This is a genomic window from Streptomyces sp. NBC_01571, from assembly GCF_026339875.1.
Classification (GTDB): Bacteria; Actinomycetota; Actinomycetes; order Streptomycetales; family Streptomycetaceae; genus Streptomyces.
The window spans coordinates 3,703,562-3,716,893 of record NZ_JAPEPZ010000001.1 but is presented as its reverse complement, the minus strand read 5'-3'; the positions used below and the strand labels follow the sequence as shown (position 1 = coordinate 3,716,893).

Below are 13,332 nucleotides of genomic sequence, written 5' to 3'. Positions count from 1 at the left end.
ACCTCTCCGAGAAGGGGCGGGGTGACAGGGCCGGGCTCACCCCAACTGGTGAACGCCGCGCTCCGATTCCGGAACGTCGCGGCCCCGCCGGCTTCTCCGACGAGGGCTCCGAGCGCCGGACCGCCGTCCTGTACTTCCACGACACCGGGTGGACGAAGGAGATCGGCGTGCGCCTCGACGGAGGCGCCGGGCGGGCGGCCGGCACGTCCTCATGGACGGACCGTCCGGGACGGGGGTCAGGGCGGAGACCAGGACGGAGCCGGCGCGGGCACCCGTGGTCCCGGGCAGCGCGGGACCACCCTGACCGGCTGATCCGCCCCGGCGCCGGTCCGGGAGCGACGGCGTCGCCCTCACCGCCCGCCCGGCGAGAAGGGCGGCCCCGCGCTGTCGGCCCGGCGCCACAGCCCTTAGCGGCCCAGCGCCGCCCCGCCGTTGACGTGCAGCAGCTGCCCCGTCAGATACGCCGCCTCGGGTGACGCCACGTACCGGACGGCCGCGGCGATCTCCGAGGGGTGACCCGGCTGCCCCGTCAGGGACTGCGCGACCCGTGACGCCACGAACTCCGGGGTCGCCCGGTCGCCGAAGAACTCCGTGTCGCCGACGAAGCCGGGGGCGACCGCGTTGACGGTGATGCCCTCGGGGCCGACGCGCTGGGCGAGGTCGTAGGTGTACGTGTTGATCCAGCCCTTGGAGCCGCCGTACGACCCCGGGCCGCGCAGCGAGGCGATGGACGAGAGCTGCACGATGCGGCCGCCGGGCCTGCGGACGTGCGGGAGCAGGGCCTCGGTGAGCAGCACGGCGGTCAGTACGTTGGCGTCGAAGTTGCGGCGATAGCCGTCCGCGATGGAGGCGAGGGTGCCGTCGTGCGCGGCGGCCGCGTTGCCGCCCGCGTTGGCGACCAGCACGTCCACCGGGGTCTCGTCCCCCGTGACGAAGTCCCTCACCATGCCGACCTGTTCGGGGTCGGAGAGGTCCGCCGCGCACCAGGTCGCCGTCGACTCCCCGAACCGGCTGTTCAGCGTGTCGGCCGCCTTGCGCAGGACCTCCTCGCGGCGGCCGAGGAGCATCAGCCGGTCCCCGTCCGCGGCGAACACCTCCGCCGTCGCCAGGCCGATCCCGGTGCCGCCACCGGACACCACCACGCGCCGCTGGGTCATGGCCACCCCGTCCTCACCCTTGTCCTGTCCCGCGCTCGTCCGGTCCCTCGCGTCCGCGGATGTGAATCAGAGTCATGTCCACGCATGCGAGACGTGACGGTACGGAGGCCGGGGTGAGGCGTCAAGCGCCGTGCGGAAAAGCGCAGTTGACGTGAGGGGTGACCGGCCCGGCGCTCACAGGGGCGACCGCCACACGACCGTCGTCCCCACCTGGCCGTCCCCCGTGTCCCCGTCCCCTGTGCCGCCCTCCCCCGTCTCACCGTCGTCGAACACCGTCAGCCGCACCCCGGCCCGCCCGTCCGGCAGGCTCGTCGTCGCGTCCACCGTGACCTCGACGCGGGACACCCCGGAGCGGCGCGCGGCGGAGGCGAGGGCGCGGCGGAGGGCCACGAGCAGGTGGCCGACGACCGGCTCCGGCACGAGTGCCTCCACCGCGCCGGTGAAACGGGTGGACGGCTGGAAACCCAGGACTGCCGCCGCGCCCGCCGTCTCGCGCAGCACCTTGCCGCGCAGGGTGGTGGGGGCGTCGGCGGGCGGCTGCTGGAGGGCGAAGATCGCGGTGCGGACCTCCTGGACGGTGGACTGCAGTTCGTCGACGGCCCGGCCCAGGATCTCGCGTACCTCGGCGTCGGCCTCCCCGGAGCTGCGTCGCTGCGTGGACTCCAGCATCATGCCGGTGGCGAAGAGCCGCTGGACGACCAGGTCGTGCAGGTCGCGGGCGATCCGGTCGCGGTCCTCGTAGACCGCGAGCCGCTCCCGGCTGTGCTGGGCGTCCGCGAGGACCAGCGCCAGCGCGGCCTGTGAGGCGAACTGCGCGGCGAGCAGCCGTTCCGCCGCGCTGTACGGGCGCCCGCCGCGGTCGCGGGGCAGGGCGAGTGTGCCGATGAGACGGCCGCCCGACTGCAGCGGCAGCATCATGTTCGGCCCGAACCGGTGTCGTACATGCGTGGTCAGTCGCGGGTCGGTCGCCGAGTCGTCGATGAACACCGGTTCGCCGCCGAGAAGTTGCGCCACCAGGGGGCTGCCCGGCTCGATCGTGGTGCCGACGATGTCACCGGGGTCGGCGGAGCCGTCGGGGGTGGCGGCGGTCACGATCCTCATGCCGCCCTGGTCCGTGGGCTGCAGGATGAGGCCGGCCGAGGCGTCGGCGAGGATCCGGGCCCGTTCGGCGACGGTCAGCAGCGCGCCGGCGGCGTCCTCCCCGGTGAGCAGCGCGGTGGTGACGGCCGCCGCGCCCTCGATCCACCGCTCGCGCTGCCGGGCCGTCTCGTACAGCCGGGCATTGCCGATCGCGACGCCGGCCTGGGTCGCCAGCACCCGCAGCAACTGCTCGTCCTCATCCGTGAACGGATCGGCGCGCTTCCCGGCGACGTACAGGTTCCCGAACACCGTGTCGTCGACGAGGATCGGGACGCCCAGGGCGTCGTCGGACCGCTCATGGGGCTCATGGGGGCTCCGGTCCTGGCCGGCCGTCGGCGGCCGAGCCGTACGGATCTCCAGCAGTCCGGCGTCACCCGGCTCGGCCATGTCCAGCGCCGCGCTCCGGGCCCCCGTCAGGTCGGCGGCGGCATCCACGATGTGCTGGAGCGTGGCCCGCAGTTCGAGGTCGGAACCGACGCACAGGACGGCTTCCACGAGGGCCGGAAGGCGGGGGACGGGGTCGGTCATACGGGCCCCTCGGAGGTCGGGGGACGGGGATCGACCGGTCCCGGGCGGGCCGGCCGTCAGCCCGGCAGCGGCTCCAGCGTCAGCGGCTCGATCTTGCCCTCCAGCATGTAGCCCAGGCCCTGCACCGCGCACACGTCCGGCCGCTCGGCGATGTGCACCGGCATGCCCGTCGCGTGCCGCAGCATCTGGTCGAGCCCCGGGAGCAGCGCGCTGCCGCCGACCATCATGATCCCGCGGTCGGCGAGGTCGGCCACCAGATCCGGCGGACAGGCCCGCAGCACCTTCCCGATCCCGTCGAGGACGGCGGTCAGCGGGGTCTGGATGGCATCGCGTACTGCGGCGGTGTCGACCTGCACCGAACGGGCGAGGCCGGTCGCCACGTCCCGCCCGTGGATCTCCGTGGACGTCGGGCCGTGCGGGGTGAGCCCGTTGCCCGACAGGGCGAGCTGCAGCGGCCGTACGGACTGCGACGGCAGCATCAGCTCGTGCTGGTGGCGTAGGTGCTGCACGATCGCGCGGTCCACGGCCTCGCCGCCCACCGGGATGCGTTCGGCGGTCACGATGGAGCCCAGGGACAGCACGGCGACCTGGGTGGCGGCGGCACCGCACACCATGATCATGGTGGCCTCCGGCCGCTCGACCGGCAGCCCGCAGCCCACCGCCGCGGCGATCAGCGTGTCGACGAGCTCCACCCGCCTCGCCCCGAGTCCGACGAGCGTCTCGATCGTCGCGCGCTGCGCCAGCGGGTCCGCGTCGTGCGGCGTGCAGGCGGCGGCGCGCAGCCTCGGCTTGCGGCGCAGAGCGCGGCGCACCTTGTCACCGAGCAGCTGGCGCAGCATGCGCTGGGCCATCTCGATGTCGACGACGGTGCCGCCGGACACCGGCCGCATCACCCGGATGTAGTCGGGGGTGCGGCCCGTCATCTTCTCCGCGAACTCACCGACCGCGATCAGTGCGCCGTTCTTCGTGTTGATCGCGGCGACACTCGGCTGGTCGACGACCAGTCCCGCGCCCTTCACATACACACGTGTCCTGGCCGCGCCCAGGTCGACGGCGAAGTGGCAGCGGCGCAGCTGCTCCAGACTGGCGGTCATGGCGGGTCCTCCCGAGAGCAGACCGTCGGGCTCCGCCTCTTGGCGGTCCCTTCTCGCATCGTCCGCTCAAGAGGGCCGGGGCGCCTTCCGAGGGGGGCCGGGCGGGGTACCGCCGAACGGGTGACGCCGGGCGGTACCTGACGCTCGGCCGGCGGGCGGACCGGGCTCGCACGACCGCGGCCCCGGTTCCCGGCGCGCGTACAGATGTCCCCCGTCCCCGCAACCGGTACCGCTCCCCGGGCCGCCGCAGATCGCGTCGATGTCCCGCTTTCCGCGGCTCGGCCCGGCTCGTCCCGGGCCGTCCCGGCCCGTCCTGGCGGGAAGCCGCCAGGGCGCCTTCCCGCCAGGACCGGTCAAATCTCCCGCAACACAAGGCCCCCGACACTCTTCGCAGCACTGGAGCCATCACGTGCCGACGAGGAGAGGGCATCGATGACCAGAGGACCAGCGAGACGCGGGGCGGCACTGCTGTCGGCCGGGCTCGTGCTCGCCGCGCTGCCCATGGGGCGGGCGGACGCGGCGGGGGCCGCGGGGACGGGTACCGCGCCGAAGAGCCCCGCCACGGTACGGACCGTCACCCTCGTCACCGGCGACCGGGTGACCGTCACCGACCTCGGCGGCGGGAAGAGGACGGTGACGGTCGAGCGGCCCGCGGGGGCCACCGGGGCGGTGCGCACCCAGGTGACGAACGGCGCCGTCACCGTCGTACCCGACGAGGCGCTGCCCTACCTTCGGGCGGGCACCCTCGACCGGCGGCTGTTCGACGTGAGCGAGCTGATACGCCATGGGCTCACCGACCGTACGACGCACCGACTGCCGCTGATCGTCACGTACGACAAGAAGACGTACGGCAAAGCGGCGCGTACGGCCGCCCCGCGCGGTTCGGAGCGCACGCGGGTCCTGCCCAGCATCCGGGGCGCCGCCCTCACCGCGGACAAGGGGCGCACCTTCTGGGAGTCCCTGACCCGGCAGGCCGGTCTCGGCAAGGTCTGGCTCGACGGGCGGGTCCGGGCGGAGATGGCCGAGAGCAACGCGCAGATCGGCACACCGCGGGCCTGGGAGGCCGGGCTCACCGGCAAGGGCGTCACGGTCGCCGTCCTCGACACGGGGGTCGACGTCACCCACCCCGACCTGGCCGGGCGGGTCTTCGCGACCAAGAGCTTCATCGAGGGGCAGGAGGTCGCCGACCGCAACGGGCACGGCACGCACGTGACCTCGACGGTCGGCGGCAGCGGCGCGGCCTCCGACGGCAAGGAGCGGGGCGTCGCCCCCGGTGCCGCGCTCGCCGTCGGCAAGGTGCTCAGCGACCAGGGCTCGGGCAGCGACTCGCAGATCATCGCGGGCATGGAGTGGGCCGCCCGGGACGTGCACGCCAAGGTGATCTCCATGAGCCTCGGCTCGACCGAGCCCAGCGACGGCACCGACCCCATGGCGGAGGCGGTCGACGCGCTGTCCGAGGAGACGGGCGCGCTCTTCGTCGTCGCCGCGGGCAACACCGGCGCCCCCTCCTCCATCGGCTCGCCCGGCGCGGCCGACGCCGCGCTGACCGTCGGCGCGGTGGACTCCGACGACCGGCCGGCCTACTTCACCAGCGGCGGGCCGCGCTACGGCGACAACGCCCTCAAGCCCGACCTCTCGGCGCCGGGCGTCGACATCCTCGCGGCCCGCTCCGGGCTCGTCGACGGCGACGGCTACTACACGTCCATGAGCGGTACGTCGATGGCGACGCCGCACGTCGCGGGGGTCGCCGCGCTGCTCGCCGAACGGCACCCCGACTGGTCCGGTGCCCGGCTCAAGGACGCGCTGATGTCGACGTCGAAGCAACTCGACGCGTCCGGATACCTGTTGGGCGCGGGCCGGGTGAGCGTGCCGGACGCGGTGGACGCCCGGGTCACCGCCACCGGAAGCGCCGATCTGGGCTTCTACGGCTGGCCCTACGACACGAACGAGCCGGTCACGAAGACCGTGACGTACGCCAACTCCTCGGACACCGGTGTGGAGTTGAGCCTCTCCGTGCGGGGCGCCGCCGACGGGGTCGCCACTCTCGCCGACTCGGCGCTCACCGTGCCCGCGCACGGGACCGCGTCCACGACGGTGACGGGCGACGGCTCGAAGGCCCCGGTGGGCGACACCTCCGGCCAGATCGTCGCGTCGGCGAACGGCGCGCCCGTCGCGCACACCGTGTTCGGGCTGGTCAAGGAGGAGGAGCGGTACACGCTCACCGTCCACGTCAAGGACCGGGACGGAGCTCCCGCGGCCGCCGACCTCGCGGTGCAGCGGTTCGCCGCCGGTGCCGACCCCTACTCCGCCGCGGTCGGCGACTCCGGCACCCTGAAGCTCCGGCTGGTGCCGGGGACGTACGGTCTGACGTCCTTCCTCGACGTGCGGGGCAGCCACGGCGCCGACTCGCTCGGCCTGGGCTTCCTCGCGGCGCCGGAGATCACCCTCGACCGGGATCGTGAGGTCATCCTGGACGGAAGGCAGTTGCGGGAGATCAAGGCGAAGGTCGACCGGCGGACCGAGACCCGGCAGCTGCTCATGGAGTACGACCGGAACGCGGGCGGCTCCGATCTGTCCGGCGCCGTCCAGGTGCCCGTCATGTACGACAGCGTGTTCGCGGCACCGACGCCGAAGGTGACGCAGGGCGGCTTCGAGTACCGGACGGTGTGGCGGCTGGGCAAGCCGCTGCTGGAGGTCGACGGCGTCGGTGAGGCCGTGGTCCAGCCCGGCGGCACGCTGATCGAGGGCCGCGGCGGGCTGCCCCTGGTCGACGTCGGGACCGGGCCGTTCACGGGAGTGCGCGGCAAGGCCGTCCTCGCGCGGCTCGGCGAGGGGGTCGAACCCGCCGCGCTCGCCCAGGCCGCCCAGGACGCCGGCGCCAAGGCCCTGTTCGTGACCGACGACGCGGCCGGGAGGCTCAACGCCTGGTTCGGCACGGACGACAACGCGGACCGGCCGCTGCAGATCGCCACGGTGAACACGGCGGACGCGGCCCGGCTGCGGGCGCTCGGCCACGTCGGGATGACCGGCACACGCAACACGCCCTATGTGTACGACCTTTCGCAGGGCCACCCGGGCGCCGTCCCGCGGGGAGACCTCACCTACCGGCCCGGAGCGCGTCAACTCGCCGAGCTGCACACCAGGTTCCACGGGTCGCGGCCGGCGTCGGGCAGCGAGTTCCGGTACTCGGTCACCGACACCTTCCCCGTCGGTATCGGCTTCCAGGAGCGGATCGACTACCCGGCCGAGCGGACCGACTACGTCTCCACAGAGGCGGGGCAGCTGTGGCACGAGTCGGTGAACCTCGGGGCCGGCGCGCTGGAGGAGCGCAGCGGCCTGATCCGCTACCGGGGCGGAACGCACCCGACGCTGAAGTGGTTCAGGCCGGTCCTGCACCCATGGCTGGGTACCGGCCTCGGCTGGGGCCAGCAGCGATCGGGCGGCGTGATCCAGTTCAACACCCCCGGCTGGGGCGATTCGGGGCCCGACCACACCGGCTTCGGCGACGTGTGGAGCGAGGACTCCGGGATGACCCAGGTCACCGGCGTGTACCAGGACGGCACCCTGGTGGACCGGCGCACGAGCTCGGGCGTGTACGTCTGGGACGCGCCGGCCGACGAGCACACCTACAAGGTCGTCACGGACACCACGCTCGACCCGGACCGCTGGACCCTGTCGACGAAGGGCCACTCGGAGTGGACCGTGCGCTCCGCGGCCACCCCCGACGACCGCTGGACCTTCCTGCCGCTGATCAACCTCGCGTACGACGTCGACACCGACCTCGCGGGCACGGTGCGCGGCGGGGGCCGGGTGCGGGTCGGGATCCACGCCGGGTACGTGGCGGGCGCGACGGACACCGGGACCCTCGGGGGCGGCGGGCTGGAGGTGTCGTACGACGACGGGGCCACCTGGCGGACGGTCCGGCTCACGGGTGGACAGGCCTCCTGGAAGGGGACGCTGGACGTGCCCCGGGACGCCCGGTTCATCTCGCTGCGGGCCTTCGCCCGCGACGACCGGGGCGGCTCGGTGAGCCAGGAGACCGTCCGGGCGGTGGGGGTGCGGTAGCGGGCCCCCACGGTACGGGCGGCGCCGGTTCCCCTGGGAGAGGGAGCCGGCGCCGCCCGCGCGTTCACTTCCCCGGGTGCTCCGCGATGCCCCGTACGACCCCCAGGTCCACCAGGTCCTGCGGCCGGATGCGGAGCTGGTCCGCCGTGGCGCGCACCTCGCACGCGGGGCGCTTGAGGATCGCCGCCGCCGGCTCCGGCGCGATGACGGAGAAATAACTGTCAGGCGTGGCCCAGGTGTTGCCCGGCGCGGCCAGGGCGAGGGCGCCGCCCGAGCCGCCCTCGCCGATCACCAGCGTGGTGACGGGAGTGCGGGCGGTGGCCACCGCGGCGAACAGGTCGGCGATCGCGGAGCCCGCGCCCTGCCGCTCGGCCTGCGCGTCGTTGGCGGCACCCGGGGTGTCCACCAGCGTCAGCACCGGGATGCCGAGCCGGCCCGCGAGACGGATCAGCCGTGCCGCGGTGCGGTACCCGGCGGGACGGGTCGCGGTCCCGCACTGTGCCGCGTACGCGACCGTCCGCCCCTCGGGCCCGATGCCGAACCCGCACAGCAGGCCGGCGTCGGTGCCGCCGCAGCGATCGCCGCCGATCGCCGCGCGGCGGCTGAAGTAGGCGTCCAAGTAGGCCTCGGCACGCGGGCGTTCGGGAGAGCGGGCCCGGACGACGGCGTCCCAGCCGGTGGCGGGCAGGCCGGGCGCGCCGAGGGCGGCCGGCACCGGCGCGGCCTCGGCGGAGGGGTCGCTGAGCAGGGCCAGCCACAGCGCCAGCGTCTCCCGCAGCTCCCCCTCCGGTACGACGGCGTCCACCGCGCCCGCCGCCACCTGGGCCTCCGCCGTGTACGCCGCCGGGTCCGCGCCGGGCGGGCGGACCCGGGAGCCGGCGAAACCCACCTGGGCGCCGGGCAGCGCCAGGGTCACGTCGGAACCCGCGCCCAGCGTTGCCCAGCCGCCTCCCGTCGTCGGATCCCGCACCACCGCGATCTGCGGCAGCCCGGCCTCCCGGGTCAGCGCCGACTGCCGTGCCACCCGCTGGAGCTGGGTGAGCGCGAGCATGCCTTCCTGCATCCGGCTGCCGCCCGTCGCGACCAGCGAGACGACCGGCAGCCGGTGTTCCCGGGCGTGGGCGTACGCGGCTTCCAGACGGTCGCCGGTGCGTTCGCCGAGCGAGCCGCCGAGGAAGCCGAACTCGAAGGCGATCAGCGCGACCCGGGTGCCGCCGACGACCGCGCCGCCGCAGACGACGGACTCGTCCTCGCCGGTGCGGGCGGCGGCACGGGAGCGTGCCTCGTCGTACCCCTGCCAGGACAGCGGGCCGTCCGGCTCGAAATGCCTCATCGGCACCCGGAGTTCGGTGAACTCGTCGGTGACGAGGGCGATGGCCTCACGGGCCGGGAAGCGGTCAGTCATGCGTGACGTCGTTCGGGCGGGAGTCCGCGAGGGCGTCCGGGAGCGCCCGCTTCAGGATCTTGCCCATGTCGTTGCGGGGCAGGGCGGACAGGAAGCGCACCGTGCGCGGGCGCTTGTGCGGGGCCAGCCGGCGGGCCACGTGCTCGGCGAGTTCGCGGTCGAGGCCCGGGGCGGGGGCGTCCACCGGCACCACCCAGGCCACGATCCGCTCGCCCAGGTCGTCGTCGGGCTCCCCGGTGACGGCGGCCTCGCGCACGGCGGGGTGTTCCAGCAGCGCGTTCTCGATCTCACCTGCGCCGATCTTGTAACCGCCGCTCTTGATCAGGTCGGTGGCCTTGCGGCCCACGATGCGTACGCAGCCGTCGGCGTCGCGCACCGCCATGTCACCGGTGCGGAACCAGCCGTCCGCGGTGAACGCGGCGGCGGTGGCGTCGGGCCGGTTCAGGTACTCGGTGAACAGGTTCGGCCCGCGCACCTGGATCTCGCCCACGCTCTCGCCGTCGTAGGCGCCGGTGGGATTGCCCTCGGTGTCGTACGAGCCGGTCGGGGTGCCGTCCGCGTCGTACGAGGCGAGCGTCGAACCGTCCTCCTCGACCAGCCGCAGCCCGACGCCCGGCAGCGGCACCCCGACGGTCCCGGGCCGTGCCGGACCGTCCACCCGGACGCTGGTGTTCATGAGGGTCTCGGTCATGCCGTACCGCTCGACGACCGGCCGACCGGTCGCCGCCGTGATCCGCTCGTGGTCGTGCACCGGCAGCGCGGCGGAACCGGAGACCAGCAGCCGTGCCCGGCCGAGCGCCTTGGCCAGCTCCGTGTCCTCGGCCAGCGCCTCGGCCAGCCGGTGGTACATCGTCGGCACCCCGAACAGCATGGTCGCCCCCGCGTTCAGCTCGCGCGTCACGCCCTCCGCGCTGAACCGCCCCAGGTGCCGCACGGCCCCGCCGCGCCGCAACGGCCCGAGGATGCCCAGGATCAGGCCGTGCACATGGAAGAGCGGCAGCCCGTGCACGAGCACGTCGTCCCCCGTCCACTGCCAGGCGTCGGCCAGCGCGTCCAGGGTCGAGGCGATCGCGCGTCGCGGGACGACGGCGCCCTTGGGCGGACCCGTGGTGCCGGAGGTGTAGACGACGAGGGCCGGGGCGGCGGGGTCGTCCGGCTCGTCGGGGTGCTCCGGGACGACCCCGCCCGCGAGGTGCGTCACGACGTCGATGCGCTCCAACTCCCGTACGGGCGAGGGGAGGTCGTCCCCCTTCCCGGCGAGCACCAGCGACGGCGCGCTGTCGGACACGATGTGTCCCAGTTCGCCCTCGCCCGACTTGGGGTTGAGCGGAACGGCGGGCACCCGGGCGAGCAGCGCGGCCACCACCCCGACGGCCGTCTCCAGGGACGGCGTCGCCCACACGGCGATCCGTTCCCGGCCTTCGAGGCGCGCGGCCAGCGCGCCCGCCGAGGCGGCGAGTTCCGCGTACGTCAGGGACCGGTCGCCGAAGCGAAGGGCGGGCCGCCGTGCGGTCGAACCGCTGACCAGGGCCGGAAAGAGGGAGGACACGCGGGGTGCTCCTTGCCAGTAGGGACGATCTGCCGGTGACAGTCAGAACCGTTCCTACACCAGGGCGCGGGAAACCTGCCGGAGCCCGCGACCGGCGGAGCGCGAGGCAGATCACACCGGACGGGAGTCCGCACCCGACCTCGTCCGGCGACCGGCACCCGACCTCGTCCGGCGACCGGCACCCGACCTCGTCCGGCGACCGGCACCCGGACGCGCTCGGCGCCCGGCGCGAGGGCCCGCACCAGGACCCGGTGAGAAGGACGTGCACGAGGACGCGCGTCGACGTTCGCGCGGGGGCGCGTGCCGGCACGTGCGGCCGGGACGTCCGGGCGGCGGGTGGTCACGTCGTTCCCGAGCCGGGAACGACCGTGCGGAAAACCATGGCGTGGGACGATCCGGGCCCGTAGTCTCGCCCACGGCGCGACCATTTGACGGATCAACCGCCACGACATCACGGGGCGGCGGGTCGACGGCGCGACGGAGCGAGGAGCGGGGCGGAGCGAGGAGTGACGCGGAGTGCGGCGAGCGGTGTGACGGGCAGGACGGCCGGACGGACCGGCGGCGTCTGGAAGCGCGCGGCGGCACTGTTCTCGCGCAGGGCCGACTCCGAGATGCGCGCCCTCGCGGTCGAGCTCTCCCGGGTCATGAGGAAGCGTCTCGACCCGCCCGTCGACGTACGGGAGCTGGCCGGCGCGCTCTGCGAGGAGATGAGCCGGCGCCGGGACGGCCGGCCCGTCCAGCTCCGCTTCGAACGCTTCCCCGACGAGATCGAGGTCACCGGTCTGTGGATGGAGTTCCACGACTTCGACCTCGTCATCGTCGAGGAGCGGGCCGAAGCGGTCCAGCAACTCGTCATCCTCGGACACGAGTTGTGGCACCTGTCGGCCGGTCACGCGCACTCCCACCACCACTTCGCCGGCGCGGCCGCCGCCCGCGCCCTGTCGGACGACCCCCGCTGGCAGGAGATCGCGCTCACCGTCGCCGCCCGCAACGGCTCGCACGAGGCCGACGAGGCCGAGGCCGAGGACTTCGGCCTCCACCTCGCGAGCGTCTTCCGCTCCTGGGTGACCGGCTCCCGCCCACAGGGTCCCGCCGACCCTCTCGGACGCGCGATCCAGGCCTCCCTGGGCTACCGCGGCCCCCAGGACTGACCGGTGATGGACCCCGCCCGCTTCCTCGCCGGGATCTACATCTCCTTCTGGATACCGATCGCGGTCCTCACGGCCGCCCTCGCCATCAAGCTGCCCAGCATCGTCAAGCTCTGGAAGGACCCGCTCCTTCGGGCCGTCGGCGGCCTCCTCGTCCTCGCCTGCTGTGTCTTCGTCTTCGCCGCGCCGCCGACGATCTCCTGGACCAACCGCGTCACCGGTGTACCGAACATCTCGGCGCCTCTGCTCTACAGCCTCGTCACCGCCTTCAGCGGAGCCTGTCTGCTGATGATCACGACCTGGCGCAACGGCATCACCGACCGTGTGGCCACCCGGCGCGCCACCCGCTGGGTCGTCGCCGTCTACGCCGGCGTGATCGTCGCGCTGTGGGTGCTGTTCGCGCTCGCCGACGCGCCCGTCGAGCGGATCAGGGACCTCGACACGTACTACGCCCGCACGCCCTTCATGCGTGAAGTGATCGTGCTCTACCTGCTCGCGCACACCACGGCCTGCCTGATCACGTCCAAGCTGCTCTGGAACTGGATCCGTACCGACGGACTCGACGTATGGCTGCGCGGCGGGCTGAAGTTCCTGGGCGTCGGCTACACGGTGAACCTGGTCTACGACGCCGGGAAGCTCTGCGCCGTCGGCGCCCGCTGGAGCGGCCACGACCTGGACTGGCTCAGTACCCGGCTGGGCCCGCCGGTCGCCTCCCTCTCCGCCGTCCTGATCGCCGTCGGATTCATCCTGCCGCACGCCGGCCAGTACCTGCAGCGGCGTGCGCGCACCCGGCTCGGCCTCTGGCGGCTGCGGCCCCTGTACCGGCTGATGCGCACGGTCGCGGGCAGCCGGGTCCCGCTGAGGCTCCGGGGCACTCCGGAACTGCGCCTGATGCGCCGTGAGACGTTCATCCGGGACGCGCTGCTCCACCTCTCCCGGTTCCTCGACGAGGACCTGCGGCGCACGGCGTACGAGGCGGCGGTCGGTCTGGGGTTCGAGGCCGGCCGGGCGCGGGCGCTCGCCCACGCGGTGACGGTCCAGGACGCCGTCGGGACCGGGAGGCGAACACGTCGGGACGGCGGCACCGCTCCTCTCGTGGACCCGGACACCGAGAACCTGCTGGCGGAGATCGAGGCCGTGTCGCGGGCCCTGCGCCGCCCCGAGGACATCCGGGCGGTGCGCGCCGTCGCGGCCGTGCCGGCCGAGCGGGTCCCGGCCCGGTGAACGCCCGGCCCCCGCACGAGCC

The 13,332-nt window shown here is 74.1% G+C and carries 8 protein-coding genes; 3 read left to right on the top strand and 5 right to left on the bottom strand.

All coding sequences use genetic code 11. The features are described 5' to 3' along the window. Positions 1-407: 407 nt before the first annotated feature. From OHB41_RS16755 to OHB41_RS16745, 3 genes are all read right to left on the bottom strand, one after another. Positions 408-1,157, bottom strand: a complete 750-nt coding sequence (locus tag OHB41_RS16755) for an SDR family NAD(P)-dependent oxidoreductase (protein ID WP_266699004.1) — start codon at positions 1,155-1,157, stop codon at positions 408-410. A 174-nt stretch (positions 1,158-1,331) separates the two neighbouring features. After that, positions 1,332-2,825, bottom strand: coding sequence for a GAF domain-containing protein (locus OHB41_RS16750; protein ID WP_266699003.1), 1,494 nt, complete (start codon positions 2,823-2,825; stop codon positions 1,332-1,334). Between the two features lie 56 nt (positions 2,826-2,881). Further along, positions 2,882-3,919 (bottom strand): rod shape-determining protein, encoded by a 1,038-nt coding sequence (locus OHB41_RS16745; RefSeq protein ID WP_266699002.1) that lies wholly within the window; start codon positions 3,917-3,919, stop codon positions 2,882-2,884. Positions 3,920-4,351: 432 nt separating this feature from the next. Between OHB41_RS16745 and OHB41_RS16740 the strand changes: the two genes are divergently transcribed. Continuing rightward, a complete protein-coding gene (locus tag OHB41_RS16740; RefSeq protein WP_266699001.1) occupies positions 4,352-7,984 on the top strand; it encodes a S8 family serine peptidase in 3,633 nt (1,210 codons plus the stop codon). 64 nt (positions 7,985-8,048) lie between these two features. Here OHB41_RS16740 and OHB41_RS16735 read toward each other — a convergent pair whose 3' ends face one another. Next, a complete protein-coding gene (locus tag OHB41_RS16735; protein ID WP_266699000.1) occupies positions 8,049-9,389 on the bottom strand; it encodes a carboxyl transferase domain-containing protein in 1,341 nt (446 codons plus the stop codon). After that, positions 9,382-10,938 (bottom strand): acyl-CoA synthetase, encoded by a 1,557-nt coding sequence (locus OHB41_RS16730; protein WP_266698999.1) that lies wholly within the window; start codon positions 10,936-10,938, stop codon positions 9,382-9,384. The genes OHB41_RS16735 and OHB41_RS16730 overlap by 8 nt, the downstream gene beginning before the upstream one ends. A 506-nt stretch (positions 10,939-11,444) precedes the next feature. Between OHB41_RS16730 and OHB41_RS16725 the strand changes: the two genes are divergently transcribed. Then, a complete protein-coding gene (locus OHB41_RS16725) occupies positions 11,445-12,089 on the top strand; it encodes a toxin-antitoxin system, toxin component family protein (RefSeq protein ID WP_451289206.1) in 645 nt (214 codons plus the stop codon). Between the two features lie 6 nt (positions 12,090-12,095). After that, a complete protein-coding gene (locus OHB41_RS16720; protein WP_266705916.1) occupies positions 12,096-13,310 on the top strand; it encodes an MAB_1171c family putative transporter in 1,215 nt (404 codons plus the stop codon). The last annotated feature ends 22 nt before the right edge of the window (positions 13,311-13,332 follow it).

Excerpts from the sequence above, each read along its gene's own strand:
- OHB41_RS16745 (WP_266699002.1), bottom strand. The coding sequence starts at position 3,919 with ATGACCGCCAGTCTGGAGCAGCTGCGCCGCTGCCACTTCGCCGTCGAC.
- OHB41_RS16750 (WP_266699003.1), bottom strand. The coding sequence starts at position 2,825 with ATGACCGACCCCGTCCCCCGCCTTCCGGCCCTCGTGGAAGCCGTCCTG.
- OHB41_RS16735 (WP_266699000.1), bottom strand. The coding sequence starts at position 9,389 with ATGACTGACCGCTTCCCGGCCCGTGAGGCCATCGCCCTCGTCACCGAC.
- OHB41_RS16720 (WP_266705916.1), top strand. The coding sequence starts at position 12,096 with ATGGACCCCGCCCGCTTCCTCGCCGGGATCTACATCTCCTTCTGGATA.
- OHB41_RS16755 (WP_266699004.1), bottom strand. The coding sequence starts at position 1,157 with ATGACCCAGCGGCGCGTGGTGGTGTCCGGTGGCGGCACCGGGATCGGC.
- OHB41_RS16740 (WP_266699001.1), top strand. The coding sequence starts at position 4,352 with ATGACCAGAGGACCAGCGAGACGCGGGGCGGCACTGCTGTCGGCCGGG.